16 protein-coding genes are annotated in these 19,191 nt (G+C 63.6%); 6 read left to right on the forward strand and 10 right to left on the reverse strand.

Features of this window, described 5'->3' with window-relative positions; genetic code table 11:
* Positions 1-70: 70 nt before the first annotated feature.
* The 8 genes from WMW70_RS19890 to WMW70_RS19925 all read right to left on the reverse strand — a co-directional run bounded on the left by WMW70_RS19890 (position 71) and on the right by WMW70_RS19925 (position 9,660).
* Positions 71-388 (reverse strand): cupin domain-containing protein, encoded by a 318-nt coding sequence (locus WMW70_RS19890; protein ID WP_341439190.1) that lies wholly within the window; start codon positions 386-388, stop codon positions 71-73.
* 97 nt (positions 389-485) lie between these two features.
* The gene (locus WMW70_RS19895; protein ID WP_341439191.1) at positions 486-2,441 is read right to left on the reverse strand and encodes an acetoacetate--CoA ligase; all 1,956 of its coding nucleotides are present in this window, start codon (positions 2,439-2,441) and stop codon (positions 486-488) included.
* 101 nt (positions 2,442-2,542) lie between these two features.
* The gene (locus tag WMW70_RS19900) at positions 2,543-3,445 is read right to left on the reverse strand and encodes a hydroxymethylglutaryl-CoA lyase (protein ID WP_341439192.1); all 903 of its coding nucleotides are present in this window, start codon (positions 3,443-3,445) and stop codon (positions 2,543-2,545) included.
* 100 nt (positions 3,446-3,545) lie between these two features.
* Positions 3,546-5,501 carry an acetyl/propionyl/methylcrotonyl-CoA carboxylase subunit alpha gene (locus WMW70_RS19905; protein ID WP_341439193.1) on the reverse strand — a complete coding sequence of 652 codons (1,956 nt, stop codon included), beginning with the start codon at positions 5,499-5,501 and terminating at the stop codon, positions 3,546-3,548.
* Positions 5,498-6,298: a gamma-carboxygeranoyl-CoA hydratase gene (locus WMW70_RS19910; RefSeq protein WP_341439194.1), complete on the reverse strand. Its 801-nt coding sequence runs from the start codon at positions 6,296-6,298 to the stop codon at positions 5,498-5,500. The genes WMW70_RS19905 and WMW70_RS19910 overlap by 4 nt, the downstream gene beginning before the upstream one ends.
* Positions 6,299-6,346: 48 nt before the next feature.
* Complete coding sequence (locus WMW70_RS19915) at positions 6,347-7,954, reverse strand: carboxyl transferase domain-containing protein (RefSeq protein ID WP_341439195.1); 1,608 nt, start codon at positions 7,952-7,954, stop codon at positions 6,347-6,349.
* A 102-nt stretch (positions 7,955-8,056) separates the two neighbouring features.
* Positions 8,057-9,220 carry an isovaleryl-CoA dehydrogenase gene (locus WMW70_RS19920; RefSeq protein ID WP_341439196.1) on the reverse strand — a complete coding sequence of 388 codons (1,164 nt, stop codon included), beginning with the start codon at positions 9,218-9,220 and terminating at the stop codon, positions 8,057-8,059.
* A gap of 29 nt (positions 9,221-9,249) precedes the next feature.
* A complete protein-coding gene (locus tag WMW70_RS19925; protein ID WP_341439197.1) occupies positions 9,250-9,660 on the reverse strand; it encodes a MerR family transcriptional regulator in 411 nt (136 codons plus the stop codon).
* A 359-nt stretch (positions 9,661-10,019) separates the two neighbouring features.
* Here WMW70_RS19925 and WMW70_RS19930 point away from each other — a divergent pair, with 359 nt between their 5' ends.
* The 6 genes from WMW70_RS19930 to WMW70_RS19955 all read left to right on the forward strand — a co-directional run bounded on the left by WMW70_RS19930 (position 10,020) and on the right by WMW70_RS19955 (position 17,240).
* A complete protein-coding gene (locus tag WMW70_RS19930; protein ID WP_445942171.1) occupies positions 10,020-11,210 on the forward strand; it encodes an acetyl-CoA C-acyltransferase in 1,191 nt (396 codons plus the stop codon).
* Between the two features lie 42 nt (positions 11,211-11,252).
* Entirely contained in the window at positions 11,253-12,380 is a 1,128-nt protein-coding gene (locus tag WMW70_RS19935) for an acyl-CoA dehydrogenase family protein (RefSeq protein WP_341439198.1), read from the forward strand.
* Positions 12,381-12,619: 239 nt separating this feature from the next.
* Positions 12,620-13,699 (forward strand): gluconokinase, GntK/IdnK-type, encoded by a 1,080-nt coding sequence (locus WMW70_RS19940; RefSeq protein ID WP_445942175.1) that lies wholly within the window; start codon positions 12,620-12,622, stop codon positions 13,697-13,699.
* A 44-nt stretch (positions 13,700-13,743) separates the two neighbouring features.
* A complete protein-coding gene (locus tag WMW70_RS19945) occupies positions 13,744-15,021 on the forward strand; it encodes a TRAP transporter large permease (RefSeq protein WP_341439200.1) in 1,278 nt (425 codons plus the stop codon).
* A 76-nt stretch (positions 15,022-15,097) separates the two neighbouring features.
* Positions 15,098-16,111 carry a TRAP transporter substrate-binding protein gene (locus WMW70_RS19950; protein WP_341439201.1) on the forward strand — a complete coding sequence of 338 codons (1,014 nt, stop codon included), beginning with the start codon at positions 15,098-15,100 and terminating at the stop codon, positions 16,109-16,111.
* 109 nt (positions 16,112-16,220) lie between these two features.
* Complete coding sequence (locus WMW70_RS19955; protein ID WP_341439202.1) at positions 16,221-17,240, forward strand: LacI family DNA-binding transcriptional regulator; 1,020 nt, start codon at positions 16,221-16,223, stop codon at positions 17,238-17,240.
* 24 nt (positions 17,241-17,264) lie between these two features.
* Here WMW70_RS19955 and WMW70_RS19960 read toward each other — a convergent pair whose 3' ends face one another.
* The gene (locus WMW70_RS19960) at positions 17,265-18,014 is read right to left on the reverse strand and encodes a substrate-binding periplasmic protein (protein ID WP_341439203.1); all 750 of its coding nucleotides are present in this window, start codon (positions 18,012-18,014) and stop codon (positions 17,265-17,267) included.
* 182 nt (positions 18,015-18,196) lie between these two features.
* Entirely contained in the window at positions 18,197-19,129 is a 933-nt protein-coding gene (locus tag WMW70_RS19965; RefSeq protein ID WP_341439204.1) for a LysR family transcriptional regulator, read from the reverse strand.
* Positions 19,130-19,191 lie beyond the last annotated feature (62 nt).

Here is a 19,191-nt window from a genome sequence, read left to right on the forward strand (position 1 = left end):
AGCGTTCGGTGCTGTGCCAGGCGTTCGCCAATGGGCCGGTAGACGCTTCGGGATGGAGTCGGCTACCGGTTTATTGGCCTTCGACCTTGAACCAGAACTCGATTTCGTCGGTTTCCTCGGCAAACTCCGCCGCATGCAGCACGCCAGCCGGGACCTGATACCAGTCGCCGGTGCGATAGGTGGTGGTAACGCCATTTATGCTCAGTTGCAGGGCCCCCCGGGTGATCACCCCGTAGTTGTCGGTGTCATGTACATGGGGCGGGATCGATGTGCCGGCCGGGTAGGAGGCGAACAGCACGTCGCTGCCGGTGGCCGCCAGCTTGTAGGCGTCGAAACGGCCATCGTAGAGGGGCAGGGACTTGATCTTGTCGGGGTAATGGCCAGCCATGGGAAGTTCCTTTTCAGTGGCGAGGGGGCATTCTAGCTCGCCATGGGCGACCCTGTGCAAGCGCTGACGGCAACCTGGAAGGGCTGCCGTCCCGTGTTCAATCGCGCAGCTGCGGCAAATCGCGGTACAGCTCCAGGGCCTGGGGGTTGGCCAAAGCGTCGGTGTTTTTCACCGGTTTGCCATGCACCACGTTGCGCACCGCCAGTTCGACTATCTTGCCGCTGATGGTGCGCGGGATATCTGCCACGGCGATGATCTTGGCCGGCACATGGCGCGGCGTGGTGTTGGCGCGGATCATCTGGCGGATTTGAGCTTGCAACGCGTCGGTCAGCTCGACGCCCTCGCGCAGACGGACAAACAGCACCACCCGCACATCGTCGTCCCATTCCTGGCCGATGGCGATGGACTCCAGCACGGCTTCGACCTTTTCCACCTGGCGATAGATTTCGGCGGTGCCGATGCGTACGCCGCCGGGATTCAGCACCGCGTCACTGCGGCCATGAATCACCAGGCCATCGTGCTCGGTGATTTCCGCGTAGTCGCCATGGGCCCAGATGCCGGGGAAGGTCTCGAAGTAGGCGGCCTGGAACTTGCTGCCGTCGTCATCCTTCCAGAAGCCCACGGGCATGCTGGGGAAATGCTGGGCGCAGACCAGTTCGCCTTTCTCACCAGTTACCGGTTTGCCAGCGTCGTTCCACACCTGCACGTCCATCCCCAAGCCCTTGCACTGCAACTCACCGCGCCACACCGGCAGCAGCGGATTGCCGAGGGCGAAGCAGGAGACGATATCGGTGCCGCCGGAGATCGACGACAGGCACAGATCGGCTTTGATCTCGCGGTAGACGTACTCGAAGCTCTCGTGGGACAGCGGTGAGCCAGTCGACAGAATCGCCTTAAGGCGTTGCAGCCTGTGGGTTTGGTCCGGCTTGGCTCCCGCCTTCTCCAGGGCGGCCAGGTACTTGGCGCTGGTGCCGAAGATGCTGATGTTCTCCGCGTCGATCAGGTCGATCAGGCGCTCGGCACCGGGGTGGAAGGGCGAGCCGTCGAACAGCACCAGGGTCGCGCCCAAGGCCAGGCCCGAGACCAGCCAGTTCCACATCATCCAGCCGCAGGTGGTGTAGTAGAACAGGCAATCGTCGGCATGCAGGTCGGTGTGCAGGCCGAGTTCCTTGACGTGCTGCAGCAGGGTGCCGCCAGTGCCATGGATGATGCACTTGGGCACGCCGGTGGTACCGCTGGAATAGAGGATATACAGCGGATGATCGAACGGTACCTGGGTAAATTCGGGCTCGCCACCGGCCTGATAGAAGTCCTGCCACAGCGCGACCTTGGCCGCAGAGTGGAAGTCGGCGGCTTTGGCCTGGGCATTGGAGTAGGGCACCACAATCAGTTGTTCGAGCGAGGGCAGGCGCTCGAGGATTTCACCCAACTTGGCGGTCAGGTCGAGGTTCTTGCCGGCGTAGCGGTAACCAGCGGCGGCGATCAGCACCTTGGGTTCGATCTGGCCGAAACGGTCGATCACGCCCTGAGTACCGAAGTCTGGCGAGCAGCTCGACCAGGTCGCCCCCAGGCTGCTGGCAGCGAGCATGCCGACCAGGGTTTGCCAGGTGTTGGGCATAAAGGCCGCGACGCGGTCACCGCTGCCCACGCCGACTTTGCGCAGGCTCTTTTGCAGCCCGGCGACATGGGCGGCCAGCTCGGCATAGCTCAGTTGTTCGCGGCTACCGTCTTCGCCGATAGCCACCAGGGCAGGATGGTTATCGCGGCGGCGCAGCAGGTGTTCGGCAAAATTCAGGGTTGCGCCGGGAAACCAGTGGGCGCTGGGCATGGCGCTGCCTTCCTGCAGCACGGCCTCGGGCTTGGCGCTAAAGCGGATATCGAAGAACTCGACTATGGCCTGCCAGAAGGCTTCGCGCTGCGCCACGCTCCAGGCGTGCAGGGCTGGATAGTCAGTCAGCTGCAGGCTGTGGCGCTGATTGACGAAGCGGCGGAAGGCATCCATCCGGGTGGCGGCGATGCGTTTCTTGGAGGGTGTCCACAAGGGCTTTTGCATGTCGGATCCTATACCGGACGTTGGCCCGGTTAACTTCTGCAAGCTTAGCGCCTTGTCCACCACGGAATCCAAATGGTGGACAAACCTTTGGCATATGCACCCTAGGCGCTGGCCAGTCGTGCCCGCGCCACCCGCGAGCCGTTGGGCTTGTCCAGTACGGCGCAGATACGCTGGCCGGCGGCGATCAGTCTGTCCATATCGATACCGGTTGCGATGCCCAGGCCTTCAAGCAGATAGAGCACATCTTCGGTGGCGACATTGCCAGTGGCACCTTTGGCGTAAGGACAGCCGCCGAGGCCCGCAACCGAGCTGTCGAATACGCTGATGCCTTCCAAGAGGCTGGCGTAGATATTGGCCAGGGCCTGGCCGTAGGTGTCGTGAAAGTGCCCAGCCAGAATATGGCGCGGGATATCACGGGCTACCAGGTTGAACAGAAGACGAGTCTTGCCCGGGGTGCCGGTGCCGATGGTGTCGCCCAGAGACACTTCGTAACAGCCCATGGAATAGAGCGCCTTGGCCACGCTGGCCACTTGCGCCGGGGCTACCTCGCCTTCATAGGGGCAGCCAAGCACGCAGGACACATAGCCGCGCACGCGAATACCCTGCTGTTTGGCGGCGTCCATCAGTGGCACAAAGCGCTCGAGGCTCTCGCCGATCGAGCAGTTGATGTTTTTCTGCGAGAACGATTCGCTTGCTGCGGCAAATACCGCGACTTCCTTGACTCCGGCCGCCAGCGCGTCTTCGAAACCTTTCAGGTTGGGGGTCAGCGCCGCGTAAGTAATACCTGGCAGTTGCTGGATCTGCGCAAAAACCTCTCTGCTGCCGGCCATCTGCGGCACCCACTTGGGCGAGACAAAACTGCCCACCTCGATATAGCCGAGTCCTGCGGCAGACAGGTCGTCTACCAGGCGCACCTTGTCGGCCACGCTGATGGGCTGTTTCTCGTTCTGTAAACCGTCGCGGGGGCCGACTTCGACCAGGCGCACCTGTTTGGGCAAATTCATTTGGCGTCTCCTTTGGGCCAATGGTGCGCACGGCGCACCCTACGTAAACCCCTGATATCGCGTACATCGTAGGGTGCGCCGTGCGCACCGAATACCCTGCTTATACTTCTTCCAGCTCCACCAGCACCGCACCCTCGCTGACCATCTCGCCCTCACTGCAATACAGCGCCTTGACGGTGCCAGCATGGGGGGCGCGGATGCTGTGCTCCATTTTCATCGCCTCCAGCACTACCAGGGCGGTACCGGCTTCGACCTGCTGGCCTGCCTCGACCAGAACCCGCACGATACTGCCATTCATGGGGGCGGTCAGGCCGCCGTGATGTTGATGGCTGGCTTCCACTTCGGCAATCGGATCGACGCGCTGAATGCTGCGCAGCTCGCCGGCATAGTGCAGATAGAGGCTCTCACCACGACGAATGGCCAGATGCTGCTGGCGCAGGCCGTTGCGCTCCACCTGCAGGACCTCGCCTTGCAACTGTACGGTGCAAGCCGATGCATGGCGCAGACGCACCACCTGGCGCTCGTTCTGGCAGGCCAGGTGCAGATCGGTTTCCGCCGGTAGGCCCAGACGCAGGCCATTATTGCGCGACCAGGGAGAGTGATAGTCCTCGTGGCGTTGGTGCGGCGCTTCGCTCTGCACAAGGGCTTCGGCAGCCAGTTGCCAGAATTCAGTCGGCAGTTCGCTCACTGGCGGCAGCAGTTGCGCTTCATGACGTGGAATAAAGCCGGTATCCAGTTCCGCATTGGCGAAAGCCGGGTGGGCTAGCACGCGGGTGAGAAAGGCCAGGTTGGTTCTGACCCCGCCTACACAGGTTTCCTTGAGCATGGCCAGCAGGCGCAGGCGCGCCTCTTCGCGGTTTTCACCCCAGGCGATCAGCTTGCCGAGCATGGGGTCATAGAAGGGCGAGACTTCATCGCCTTCGCTGACTCCGCTGTCCACCCGACGGCCTGGGCCGGCATTGGCTTCGCGGTACAGCGCCAGGGTGCCGGTGGCGGGGAGGAAGTCGTTGTCCGGGTCCTCGGCGTACAGGCGCACCTCGATGGCGTGGCCAATCAGCGGCACCTGCTCCTGAGTGATCGGCAGCGCCTCGCCACGGGCCACGCGAATCTGCCAGGCGACCAGATCCAGGCCGGTGATCAGCTCGGTGACCGGGTGTTCGACCTGCAGGCGGGTGTTCATCTCCATAAAGAAGAAGTCGCCACGCTCATCCAGGAGAAACTCCACGGTGCCGGCCCCGACGTAACCGATGGCCTGGGCCGCCTTGACCGCAGCCTCACCCATGGCGCGGCGCAGTTCGGCTGAGAGGCCGGGGGCGGGTGCTTCTTCGACCACCTTCTGGTGGCGACGCTGGATCGAGCAGTCGCGCTCGTTCAGGTACAGGCAGTGGCCGTGCTGGTCGGCAAATACCTGGATCTCAACATGACGCGGCTTGAGGACGTATTTTTCCACCAGCATGCGCGAGTCGCCGAACGAGGACTGCGCCTCGCGCTGGGCGCTGGCCAGGGCCTCGGCCAGCTCGCTTTCGCGCTCGACCACCTTCATGCCCTTGCCACCGCCGCCGGCCGCCGCCTTGAGCAACACCGGGTAGCCGATTACCTCAGCGGCGGCGCGGAAGGTTTCGATATCCTGTGCTTCGCCGTGATAGCCCGGTACCAGCGGCACGCCGGCGGCCTCCATCAGCGCCTTGGCGGCCGACTTGCTGCCCATTGCGTCGATGGCCGAGGCGGGCGGGCCGAGAAACAGCAAGCCAGCGGCCTCGATGGCGCGGGCGAAACCGGCGTTCTCCGAAAGAAAGCCATAACCGGGGTGAATCGCCTGGGCACCGCTGGCCTTGGCTGCGGCGATCAGTGCGTCGATGCGCAGGTAGCTGTCGGCCGGTTTGGCACCACCCAGATTCACCGCCAGATCGGCTTCGCGCACATGACGGGCATTGGCGTCGATGGCGCTGTGCACCGCCACGGTCTGGATGCCCATGGCCTTGGCCGTGCGCATCACTCGGCAGGCAATCTCGCCACGGTTGGCCACCAGCAGGGTGTCGATAGGCTTAAGGCTCATGCTTGTGGCTCCTGCCATGCGGGTTTACGCTTATCCAGGAATGCCCGTAGACCTTCCTGACCTTCGGGGCTGACGCGGATACGGGCAATCGCGTTCTCGGTATAGCGGCGCAACGCCGGGGTCAGCACGCCGCTGCCGACTTCGCGCAGCAGATCCTTGCTCGCCAGCATCGCCTGCGGGCTATTGAGCAGCAGCGTGTCGACCCACTCGGCCACTGCCGGCTCCAGGGCATCGGCGGCATAGCATTCGGCAAACAGCCCCAGCTCCTGAGCCCGCTGCCCGCTGAAGCGTTCGGCAGTCAGGGCATAACGGCGCGCAGCACGTTCACCGATGGCCTGTACGACAAAGGGGCTGATCACCGCCGGAGCCAGGCCGATGCGCACCTCGGACAGGCACAGTTGGGCGTCATGGGTGCCGATGGCCATATCGCAGCAGCTGATTAGGCCCAGGGCTCCGCCGAAGGCCGCGCCCTGCACCACGGCCAGGGTGGGGATCTTCAGCTGATAGAGGTTGTGCATCAGCTCGGCCAGCTCGCGCGAGTCGGCGAGGTTGGCGTTGTAGTCCAGGGTTGCGGCGTGCTGCATCCAGGCCAGATCGGCTCCGGCAGAGAAGTGCTTGCCACGGCCGCGCAACAGCAGGAAGCGCAGGGTTTTGTCGGCCATTACCGCGTCGAGGGCGAGAATCAGCTCGCGGATCATCTCGGCGTTGAAGGCGTTGTTCTTGTCCGCACGGTTGAGCCAGAGGGTGGCAAAGCCGCGTGGGTCTTTTTGTAGTTCGATGGTGTTGAAGTCGGTCATGGTGTTCTGGCTCAAAATGGTTGCCCGGTACGCCGTGGGAGGGGCGCATCACATACGGAATACACCAAAGCTGGTCGGCTCGATCGGCGCGTTAAGGCTGGCGGACAGCGCCAGGCCCAGGATGTCGCGGGTCTGCGCCGGGTCGATCACACCGTCGTCCCACAGCCGGGCGCTGGAGTAGTAGGGATGCCCCTGGCGCTCGTACTGTTCGAGGATCGGCTGCTTGAGCTTGGCTTCATCTTCGGCGGAGAAACGCTGTCCGGCGCGTTCGGCCTGTTCGTGCTTGACCTGCACCAGCACGCCGGCGGCCTGTTCAGCACCCATCACGCCGATCCGCGCGTTCGGCCACATCCACAGAAAGCGTGGGTCGTAAGCGCGGCCGCACATGCCGTAGTTGCCGGCCCCGAAGCTGCCGCCGATGATCACGGTGAATTTCGGCACCTTGGCGCAGGCCACCGCGTTGACCAGCTTGGCCCCGTGCTTGGCGATGCCGCCGGCCTCATACTTCTGCCCGACCATAAAGCCGGTGATGTTCTGCAGGAACAGCAGGGGAATGCCGCGCTGGCAGGCCAGCTCGATAAAGTGCGCGCCTTTTTGTGCCGATTCGGCAAACAAGATCCCGTTATTGGCGAGGATGGCCACCGGATAGCCGTGGATATGCGCAAAGCCGCAGACCAGGGTTGCACCGAACAGCGCCTTGAATTCATCGAATACGCTGCCATCGACGGTGCGGGCAATCACCTCGCGCACATCGAAGGGCTGCTTGGCGTCAGCCGGAATCACCCCGTACAGCTCTATACCGCTGTACAGCGGGTTGATCGGTGCACGGGTGTTCAGCACGCCGAGTTTGCGCCAGTTCAAGTTGGCGATGCTGCGCCGGGCCAGGGCCAGGGCGTGTTCGTCGTTGTCGGCGTAATGGTCCGCTACACCGCTGGTCTTGCAGTGCACATCGGCACCGCCGAGGTCTTCGGCGCTGACCACCTCACCGGTGGCGGCTTTGACCAGCGGCGGGCCGGCAAGAAAGATGGTGGCCTGGTTGCGCACCATGATGGCTTCATCGGCCATGGCTGGCACATAGGCCCCGCCGGCGGTGCAGGAGCCCATGACCACGGCGATCTGCGGGATACCCATGGCCGACATATTGGCCTGGTTGAAGAAGATCCGGCCGAAGTGCTCGCGGTCCGGGAATACCTCGTCCTGACGCGGCAGGTTGGCACCGCCGGAGTCCACCAGGTAGATGCACGGCAGGCGGTTCTGCTGGGCGATGGTTTGGGCGCGTAGGTGCTTTTTCACCGTCAGCGGGTAGTAGCTGCCGCCTTTGACCGTGGCGTCGTTGGCCACGATCATGCATTCCACGCCCTCCACCCGGCCGATACCCGCGACCACGCCGGCCGCAGGGACTTCTTCGCCATACACCTCATGGGCGGCCAGCTGGCCGATCTCGAGAAAGGGCGAGCCGACATCCAGCAGGCGGTTGATCCGTTCACGCGGCAGCAGTTTGCCGCGCGAGGTGTGGCGGTGTTGGGCCTTCTCGCCACCGCCTTCGTGAACGCGGGCGAGCAGGGCGCGTAACTCGTTGACCTGGGCGAGCATCGCCGCGCTATTGGCGGCGAACTCCGGCGAGCGGGTGTTGATCTGGGTGTGCAGGATGGCCATCGTTTGGCTCCGTGGAAAACCGTAGGATGGGTTGAGCTTGCGATACCCATCGTAAACACCGGCATGGGTATCGCTTCGCTCAACCCATCCTACGGCTCTGGCTTATTTGGTTTCGTTAAACAGCTCGCGGCCGATCAGCATGCGGCGGATTTCGCTGGTGCCGGCACCGATCTCGTAGAGCTTGGCGTCGCGCAGCAGGCGGCCGGTGGGGTATTCGTTGATATAGCCGTTGCCGCCGAGGATCTGGATCGCATCCAGGGCCATCTGGGTGGCGCGCTCGGCGGTGTAGAGGATTACCCCGGCGGCGTCCTTGCGTGTGGTCTCGCCGCGGTCGCAGGCCTGGGCCACGGCATACAGGTACGCGCGGCTGGCGTTGAGCTGGGTGTACATGTCGGCGACCTTGCCCTGGATCAGTTGGAACTCGCCGATGCTCTGGCCGAACTGCTTGCGGTCGTGGATATAGGGCACGATCACGTCCATGGCCGCCTGCATGATGCCCACCGGGCCGCCGGAGAGTACTACGCGCTCGTAATCCAGGCCGCTCATCAGCACGCGCACGCCGCCATTGAGCTGACCCAGCACGTTCTCTTCCGGCACTTCGACGTTGTCGAAGAACAGCTCGCAGGTGTTGGAACCGCGCATGCCGAGCTTGTCGAACTTGCTGCCGCGGCTGAACCCCTTCCAGTCGCGCTCGACGATAAAGGCGCTGATGCCGTGCGCGCCTTTTTCCAGGTCGGTCTTGGCGTAGATCACGTAGGTGTTGGCATCCGGGCCGTTGGTGATCCAGGTCTTGCTGCCGTTGAGCACATAGCGGTCGCCTTGCTTGTCGGCGCGCAGCTTCATGCTGACCACGTCGGAACCGGCGTTGGGCTCGCTCATGGCCAGGGCACCGATGTGCTCGCCGGAGACCAGCTTGGGCAGGTACTTGGCCTTCTGCGCGGCGGTGCCGTTGCGCTTGATCTGGTTGACGCAGAGGTTGGAGTGCGCGCCGTAGGAAAGGGCGACCGAGGCCGAGCCGCGGCTGATCTCTTCCATGGCGATCACGTGGGCCAGGTAGCCCAGGCCGGAGCCGCCGTACTCTTCCTCGACGGTGATGCCGAGCAGGCCCATGTCACCAAACTTCTTCCACATATCGGCGGGGAACTGGTTTTCGCTGTCGATGGCGGCGGCGCGGGGGGCCAGCTCGGCGGCGACGAAGGACTGCACCTGGTCGCGCAGCATGTCGATGGTTTCGCCGAGGGCGAAGTTGAGGGACGGGTAGCTCATGGTTCCACCTGTAATTTTTAGAGTTAAGTTCAGGAGATAACGGATTGTTTTTTATCAGTTTCAGCCAGGGCTTCCAGGGCCGCCAGACAACGTTCTTCGGCGGTATCCAGCTCCAGCTGCATCTGTTCGATGTCCAGCAGTTGCTGCTGCAGCTGGGCGCGGCGTTCGGCGATCTTCGCCATAAAGGTATGCAGCTGCTTGTGGTTGCCGTGCACCGGGTCGTACAGCTCGATCAGTTCCTTGCATTCGGCCAGGGAGAAACCGATGCGCTTGCCGCGCAGGATCAGCTTGAGGGTGACCTTGTCTTTGGCGCTGTAGATGCGTTCCTGGCCCCGGCGCTCGGGGCTGAGCATCTGCTGTTCTTCATAGAAGCGAATGGCGCGGGTGGTGATATCCAGCTCGCGGGCCAGTTCGGAAATGGAGTAGGTGCTTGGGGGCATGGGTGAGCGCTCTTGTTTACCTTTACGTTAACGTAAAGCTGCGCCACGATTTAGTCAACAAGGCTGCTTGGCTTTCCATGCTTTGTAGCCAGGATCGGGCCTCTGCAAAGCTCAAGCGGCTTCTAGTTCGCTCTTACTAATTCATTAAAAACAATTAGTTGTTGCAGGATATTAATCCTAAGAATGAGGATTTGTGATGCAGGTAAGCCTACGACGCTTGCTAACTCGCTGAGTTGGCAGGCGATAGTGCTTCCGGCTAACCAAGGCCTGTAAGGCCAGGTCATGCCTGCTAGACAACAGCGAAATGTTTAATTAGTTTACGTTAACGTAAAGGTAAACAATTCGAGAAGGGGTACGGCATGATTAGGCAAACCGATCCGGTGGTAATCGTCAGTGCCGCGCGCACGCCGATGGGCGCGTTACTTGGCGACTTCAAGGCGCTCACGGCTGCCGAGCTGGGGGCGGCGGCGATCCGCGCGACCCTTGAGCGCGCCGGCCTGGCCGCCGATGCCGTGGACGAAGTGCTGATGGGTTGTGTGCTGCAGGCCGGCCAGGGCCAGGCTCCGGCACGCCAGGCGGCCCTGGGCGCGGGGTTGGCCCAGGCCACGGTGTGTTCGACGATCAACAAGATGTGTGGTTCGGGCATGAAGGCGACGATGCTCGCCCATGACCTGCTGCTGGCTGGCAGCGCCGAGGTGGTAATCGCCGGCGGCATGGAAAGCATGTCCAACGCGCCCTACCTGCTGGAGCGGGCGCGCAGTGGCTATCGCATGGGCCATGGCCGGGTGCTCGACCATATGTTCCTCGATGGTCTGGAGGACGCCTACGATAAGGGCCGCCTGATGGGCAGCTTCGCCGAGGAGTGCGCCCAGGCCTATGGCTTCAACCGCGAGCAGCAGGATGCCTTCGCCATCAGCTCCCTGAACCGCGCCCAACGCGCCATGGCCGAAGGGCGCTTTACCGCAGAAATCACCGCGGTGCAGGCCATGGTTGGCCGCGAGCTACGCAGTATCGACAGTGATGAGCAGCCGCCCAAGGCCCGTATCGAGAAGATCCCGACCCTCAAGCCGGCTTTCCGCGAGGGCGGAACGGTGACCGCGGCCAATGCCAGCTCGATTTCCGACGGTGCCGCGGCGTTACTGCTGATGCGCCTGTCCGAGGCCGAGCGGCGAGGCCTGACGCCATTGGCGGCGATCCGTGGCCACGCCAGCTTCGCCCATGCGCCCAGCCTGTTTGCCACCGCGCCGGTGGGCGCGCTGCAGGGCCTGATGCAGCGCACGGGCTGGACCCTGGGCGAGGTCGACCTGTTCGAAGTCAACGAGGCCTTCGCTGTGGTGCCGATGGCGGCCATGCGCGACCTGGATATTCCCCACGACAAGCTCAATGTGCACGGCGGAGCCTGCGCCCTGGGCCACCCGATCGGTGCGTCCGGCGCGCGGGTGCTGGTGACGCTGCTCAGCGCCCTGCAACAGTACGACCTCAAGCGCGGTGTGGCGTCCCTGTGCATTGGTGGCGGCGAGGCCACCGCCGTGGCCATCGAGCGCCTGTAACGCCGTGCAAACCCCGATCAGATTGTTTGCGAGAGAGCGAAGATGATCCCTTCAGAGCTAGATGTGCAGATCCGCGATATGGCCCGCCAGTTCGCCCAGGAACGGCTCAAGCCATACGCCGCCGAGTGGGACCGCGAGCACCGTTTCCCCAGCGATGCCATCGCCGAGATGGGCGCGCTGGGCTTTATGGGCATGCTGGTGCCGGAGCAATGGGGCGGGGCGCAGACCGGTCACCTGGCCTATGCCATGGCCCTGGAGGAAATCGCCGCCGGTGACGGAGCCTGCTCGACCATCATGAGCGTGCACAACTCGGTGGGTTGCATGCCGATCCTCAAGTACGGCAGCGAGGCGCAGAAGCAGCAGTTCCTCAAACCCCTGGCCGAAGGACGGATGCTCGGGGCCTTCGCCCTCACCGAACCGCAGGCCGGCTCCGATGCCAGCGACCTGCGCACCCGGGCCCGGCGCGACGGCGAGCACTATGTACTCAACGGCAGCAAGCAGTTCATCACCTCCGCCAGTCACGCCGGCATGGTGATCGTCTTCGCCGTCACCGATCCGCAAGCCGGCAAGAAGGGCATCAGCGCCTTTATCGTGCCCACCGACACGCCCGGTTATTCGGTGGTGCGGGTTGAGGACAAGCTCGGCCAGCACGCCTCGGACACCTGTCAGATCCAGCTCGATGAGCTGCGTGTCCCGGCCAGCCTGCGTCTGGGCGAGGAGGGCGAGGGTTACCGCATCGCCCTGGGCAATCTGGAGGGCGGGCGTATCGGCATTGCCGCTCAGGCGGTGGGCATGGCCCGCGCCGCATTCGAGGCGGCGCGCGACTACGCCCATGAGCGGGTGACCTTCGGCAAGCCGATCATCGAGCACCAGGCGGTAGCTTTCCGCCTGGCCGATATGGCCACCCAGATCGCCGTGGCGCGGCAGATGGTGCATCACGCCGCCAGCCTGCGCGAAGCCGGTATGGCCTGCTTGAGCGAGGCCTCGATGGCCAAACTGTTCGCCTCGGAGATGGCCGAGCGGGTCTGTTCCGCGGCGCTACAGACCCTGGGCGGTTACGGCTACCTCAAGGACTTCCCGCTGGAACGGATCTATCGCGACGTGCGCGTATGCCAGATCTACGAGGGCACCAGCGACGTGCAGCGTATGGTGATCGCACGCAATCTCTAAACTGCCGTGGGTGCGCCGTGTTTATCCGGATGTGATGGCCAGCGCGCGCGCGGCTGTCCCCGCACAACACCCTTCGTCGGTTCTTATATTCAAGAGAAATTTCCTGCTTGTCGGACACTTTTGTTAGCGCTACCATCCGGAAAAACAAAAACGACACCCCGCGAAGGTGTTTCGGAGATTTCATGAACACATGCCTTTCTGCCAATGGCCCTGCGCCGGCTGACCGCACCCTGGTGGTGATGGGGGTCAGTGGTTCGGGCAAGAGCGATATCAGCCAGGCCATCGCCGCCGAACTCGGTTGGCGACATATCGAGGCCGACCTGTTTCACCCCCGCGAAAACGTCGAACGCATGCGCGCCGGAATTCCGCTGAGCGACGCCGACCGGGTTCACTGGCTGGATGCGCTGATTGTCGAGATGCAGGCCGCCCAAGCCGCAGGGCAGGGCTTCGTGCTGGCCTGTTCGGCGCTCAAGCGCAGCTACCGCGACCAGTTGCGCCAGGCGGTGCCGGGTTTGCAGTTCGCCCATCTGGAGATCGATCACGCCACCGCCTTGCTGCGGGTGGGTGCCCGGCCGGGCCACTTTATGCCGACCTCGCTGGTCGACAGCCAGTTCGCCACCCTCGAAGACCCCCGCAATGAACCCCATGTGTGCACCGTCAGCGCCGCGCAGAGCCGCGAGGCAGTGGTGGCCGAGGTCTGCGCCTGGCTGCGCCGCGATCTTTCGGCTGCGGCTATCGGCGCGCAGTCGGCGCTTTCTGTGGCTGAATTTGATAGCGCTAACCATGCACCGGAACTGAGCGGCGAGCCTATCTACGGCGGTTGGCTGGCGCGGCTGTTCGACCGCCTGACCGATGGCCTGATGGCCGCGCTGATGGCCTTTATGGTCGCCGCGGTCTTCGGCAACGTGGTGCTGCGTTACGCCTTCGGCACCGGCTGGGCGGGGGCCGAGGAGCTGTCGCGCCTGGCGTTCGTCTGGCTGGTGTTCGTCGGCGTGGCCTCGAGCATGCGCCGTGGTGAGTTGATGCGCTTCAACATGATCCGCGATCGTTTCCCCCAGGTGGTCCGTCGCCTGGTCGATTCCGCCAGCTGGTTGCTGGTCGCCGGAGCCAGCGTGCTGGCGGCCCTGGGGGCCTGGCAGCAGGTGCAATACGGCTGGGGTAACCACAGCACGGTGGTCGGCTATCCCGTGGTGCTGGGCATGTTCCCGGTGCTGGCCTGCATGGCGGTTCTGGCCCTGCTGGCCTTGCTCCAGCTGGTCAACGTCTGGCGACGGCCCGAGCCGCTGCCGGTTGCCAACGCCAATATCACGGCCGACTGAGCCCTCTCTAATAAAATCGGGCACTGCCCACCGAGGACCCGCTGATGACCGTCGCTGTCTTCCTTGCTTCACTGCTGGGTTTCATGTCTTTCGGCATGCCTATCGCCTTCGCCCTGATTCTCACCGGCGCGGTGCTGATGTGGTACCTGGAATTCTGGGATGTGCAATTACTGGCACAGAACCTGCTCGCCGGTGCCGACAGCTTTCCGCTGCTGGCCGTGCCGTTCTTTATCCTGGCTGGCGAACTGATGAACGCCGGGGGCATTTCCCGGCGCATCATCGCCATGGCCCAGGCCTATTTCGGCCACCTGCGCGGCGGCCTTGGCTATGTGGCGATCGCCGCGGCGGTGCTGCTGGCCAGCATGTCCGGTTCGGCCCTGGCCGATACCGCGGCGCTGGCCACGCTGTTGCTGCCGATGATGCGCCAGCGTGGATATCCGCTGCATGCCTCGGCCGGCCTGGTGGCGGCCGGCGGCATCATCGCGCCGATCATCCCGCCGTCGATGCCCTTCGTGATCTACGGCGTGGTGACCAATACCTCGATCAGCCAGCTGTTTATGGCCGGGCTGGTGCCGGGTCTGATCATGGGTGTGGGCCTGATTTTCGCCTGGACCCTGATCGCCCGCGGTTTTACCGAGCCAACGCCGCCCAAGGCGAGCAAGGCCGAGCGCCGCGCGGTGTTGGTCGATGGTGCGGCGGCCCTGATGCTGCCGGTGATCATCGTCGGCGGCCTGCGCTTCGGCATCTTCACCCCGACCGAAGCCGCAGTGGTGGCGGCCGTGTATGCCCTGGCGGTCTCCACGCTGCTGTACCGCGAATTGAGCTGGGCGGCGCTGAACGAGACCCTGACCCGTGCCAGCCGCACCACCGCCTCGGTGATGTTCCTCTGCGCGGCGGCCACAGTGTCGGCCTATATGGTGACCCTGGCCCAGCTGCCCGAGGAAATCGGCATGATGCTCGGGCCGCTGCTCGACCACCCCTATCTGCTGATGATCGCGATCATGCTGCTGATGGTCGCGGTGGGCATGGTCCTCGACCTGACCCCGACCATTCTGATTCTCGCCCCGGTACTGGCCCCCATCGCGATCAAGGCCGGCATCGACCCGGTGTATTTCGGCGTGATGTTCGTCCTGATCGGCTCCATTGGCCTGATTACCCCGCCGGTGGGCACGGTGCTCAATGTGGTCGGCGGCATCGGCCGCCTGCGTATGGAGATCCTGGTGCGCGGGGTGATGCCGTTCTTCCTGATCTACCTGGGCATCGTCGCGCTGCTGATAGCCTTCCCGGCCATTATCACGGTGCCGCTGGCCTGGCTGCGCTGACCCGTCTTTTCACCGCCCGGCGCTGCGTGTCGGGCATCCTTGTCGTACTGCTGACAACAATAAAAGGTACTCACTGATGAAACGTCCACTGCTTACCCTCCTGGCTACGGCCATGCTGTTCAGCCCGCTTGCTGCGGTAACGGCCCAGGCCGACGATGTCCGCTCGCGGATGATTCGTTTCGGCTATGGCCTCAACGAAAGCAGTAACCAGGGCCGCGCTGCCAAGCTGTTCGCCGAAGAGGTGGCCAAGGCCTCCGAGGGCAAACTCAAGATGCGCACCTTCGCCGCCGCCAGCCTGGGTTCGGACGACCAGATGCAGAGCGCCCTGATGGGCGGTGCCCAGGAAATGATGGTCGGCTCCACCGCCACCCTGGTAGGCATTACCAAGGAGATGGCGGTGTGGGACACGCCGTTCCTGTTCAGCAACGAGCAGCAGGCCGACGCCGTGCTGGACGGCCCGGTCGGCCGCCAGGTGATGGACAAGCTGGAAGAGAAGGGCCTGGTCGGCCTGGTCTACTGGGAAAACGGCTTTCGCAACATGACCAACAATGCCCGGCCGATCAACAAACTGGAGGATTTCTCCGGGATCAAGCTGCGGGTGATGCCCAACCCGGTGTTCCTCGAAACCTTCAAGCTGATGGGGGCCAACGCCGTGCCGCTGCCGTTCTCCGAGCTGTTTACTGCGCTGGAAACCAAGGCGGTGGATGGCCAGGAAAATCCCTTCAACACCATTCTCTCCTCGAAATTCTACGAGGTGCAGAAGTACCTGACCGTGACCAACCACGTCTACAGCCCGTGGATCGTTACCGCCTCCAAGCGCTGGTGGGACGGTTTGTCGGCGACCGAGCAGGGCATCATCCTTGAAGCCGCGAAGAAGGCCCGCGACTTCGAGCGCCAGGATACCCGCGCCGAGGCGGCCAAGGCCCTGGCCCAGCTTGAGGAGAACGGCATGCAGGTCAATCAGATCAGCGCCGAGGAAATGCAGCGCATGCGCGAGCGGGCCCAGCCGGCGATCCAGCAGGTGGTCGATACCGTCGGCCAGCCGCTGTTCGACCAGGTCCAGGCCGAGCTGGCCAAGGCTGCGAACTGATCGACGCTCCGTAGTGCTGAGCGCACCGGACGATTTTAAGTCGGGTGCGCGCAGCCCCCTGCAGCTGCAGCCACTGCTAGAATCGCCTGCCTTTTCCAGGGAAATGCCCATGACCCAACGTCGTCGTCGCTCCGCCGAACGCGTCACCCTGTCCGATGTGGCCAAGGCTGCCGGTTGTTCGCTGATGTCCGCCTCACGCGCCCTGTCGCAGCCGGAACGGGTTTCCGATGCCCTGCGCGCCCAGGTCATGCAGGCAGCCAAGGCCCTGGGCTACGTGGCAAATCCGGCGGCGCGGGCCCTGGCCAGCTCGAAGTCGAATCTGGTCGCGGTAGTCATCCCGTCGCTGTCCAACTCGGTGTTCGTCGACACCGTCGAGGCGATCCAGCGGGTGCTGATGCCCGCCGGGTTCGAGATGATGATCGGGGTCAGTCACTACCGCCCCGAGGAAGACGAACGCCTGCTGCGCTCCTACCTGGCGCACCAGCCCGCTGGCCTGTTGCTTACCGGTTTCGAGCGCAGCGACACGGCGCGGGAGATACTCGGCGGTTGCCGCGGCCCCATTGTCACCATGATGGAGCTGAGTGATGCCGAAGACGAGTACTGCGTCGGCTTCTCGCAACTGGATGCCGGCGCGGCCATGGCCGAGGCGTTGATCGCCCGTGGCTATCGGCATATCGCCTTTGCCGCCGCCCAGCTCGACCCGCGTACCCTGCAGCGCGCCGAGGGCTATCGACATTGCATGCAGGCCCACGGCCGCTATGACCCGAACCTGGAACTGCTGACGCCGGAACTGTCCTCCATCGGCCTGGGGGCGAACCTGCTGGATCGGCTGCTGGCCCAGCAGCCACAGATCGATGCGGTGTTTTTCAACAACGACGACCTGGCTCTGGGGGCGCTGTTCCGTGCCCGTCAGCTCGACCTGGCGGTGCCGCAACGCCTGGCCATTGCCGGCTTCAACGACCTGCCTGCCGCCGCCTGGGTGCATCCGGCACTGACCACGGTACGCACCACCCGTGGGTGCATCGGCCAATTAGCGGGCGAGATGTTGTTGACCCTGATGCGTGGCGAACAGCCGGCCCAGCACTGCATCGATGTGGGCTTCGAACTGGTGCTGCGCGACAGCGCCTGAGCCTAAGGGGGACCGCCAGTTGCCCTACGGCTGCTGGTAGGTGGCCAGCAGACGCGGGATATCGCCATTGGCGTAACCGCGGCGGATATGCAGGTTGAATTCGTCGAGAAAGTCGCCCATTCCCAGGCGTTTGTGAAAGCCCAGGTAGTTGGCGTCGCGCTTGAGCGGCTGTGCCAGTACATGAAATTCCGCGGCGCGCCTCGATAGTTCTGGATCCAGGGCGATGGCCCGGCGCAACCCGGCGGTGCCGGGATTGATCAGGGCTACGTCGATGCGTCTGGCCAGAAGCTTCTTAAGCCGCGAGACCGGGCCATTGTCCTCGTCGACCTGGAACACCCCTTGCCGGCGCGCCTGCTCGAACTCATCGCCGAAGCTGCCGCCGGCCCCCAGGCCGATACGCCGACCCTTGAGATCTTCGATGCGGTTGAAGTTCAGCTTGTCGTCATGGCGTACCACGACCACCACCTCGTCATAGAACAGCGCTTCGGAATAGTCGAAGACTTGCTGGCGCTCCGTGGTCCAGCTCAGGCCGATAATGCCGGCCTGACCGCTTTCGGCCATCTTGTAGGCGCGCGCCCAGGGGTAGAGGTGCAGGCTGAACTGGTGCTCGGGCATGGCCGCATCGACGTAGCGCAGAATGTCCACCAGCATGCCCTGGGGTTGGTCGCCTTCGGCGTAGATCTTGGGTATCGAATAATTGTTGCCGACAATCAGAATCTCGTCGGCACAGGCAACGTTGCAAAGCAACACACAAGCCAGGAGCAGACAGCGCATGCAGCATTCCTTACACCGGGGCGGCCTCTATGGCTGAACAATAGGCCAGGCCGAAGTACTTGCCTAGCTGGCCAGCCGGGAGAAATCCGGGAATGACGAAAATAGCGAGGGAATCCAGAGTTTCCTCGCTATTTTACAGCGATATTCGCAGGTTTTGTGATCGCCCAGTGTGCCGGTGCGGACTAGGACTGGGGCTTGTCGAGCTTCTTTTCCTGGGCCGTCACATGCTGGCAGATCTCGATGATTTGCTCGCGCATCCAGCGGTTGGCAGGGTCCTGGTCGGTGCTTTCGTGCCAGTACAGGTGGGTTTCCAGCGGGGCCATGTCCTTGAGCGGCAGCTCCACATGGTGCAGGTCGTTGCGTCGGGCGAAGCGCTCGGGCACGGTCATGACCATATCGGTGTTCTGCAACACGGTGGTGGCCATCAGGTAGTGCTGGGAGCGCAGGGCAATCTTGCGCTGGATGCCCATGCGCCCCAGAGCCAGGTCGACATGGCCCAGGCCACTGCGACGGCTGGAAATATGTATATGGGTCATGCCCATATATTCGTCCAGGCTGATCTTGTCCTTGGCCTGCGGGTGGCCCTTGCGCATGGCGCAGACGTAGCGGTCTTCCATCAGCTTGACGTGGCGCACCTGGGGGTCGGTGTTGAGCGGCGCGTCCACGGCAAAGTCCAGGCGTCCGGCGGCCAGCTCCTTGGTGGTTTCGCGCCGGCGCGCCAGCATGCTCTCGATACTGACATTGGGGGCCATGCGCCGTAGGCGCTGGAACAGCGAAGGCAGCACCACCGCCTCGGTGAGGTCAGTCATGCTGATGCGGTAGGTCTTGTTGGCCTGGGCCGGGTTGAAGATGCGGCTTTCCTGCACCGAAATGCGCAGTTGCTGCAGGGCGCTGCGCACCGGGCCGATGATGTTCTGCGCCATGGGCGTGGGCACCATACCCTGGGCGGTACGCACGAACAGGGGGTCGTTGAAGGTCTCGCGCAGCCGCGCCAGGGCGTTGGACACCGCCGGCTGGGTGATGCCGACGATCTGCCCGGCGCGGGTCAGATTGGCCTCGGTGTAGATGGCATCGAAGACCACGAAGAGGTTCAGGTCGACCTTGTTCAGATTCATTACACGCTCACTCCGAGGGTTGTCGGTATTAGGGTCTGTTGCCATTTCGTTCGCTCGCGAAC

It is taken from the genome of Pseudomonas sp. XK-1, from assembly GCF_038069885.1.
Classification (GTDB): domain Bacteria; phylum Pseudomonadota; class Gammaproteobacteria; order Pseudomonadales; family Pseudomonadaceae; genus Aquipseudomonas.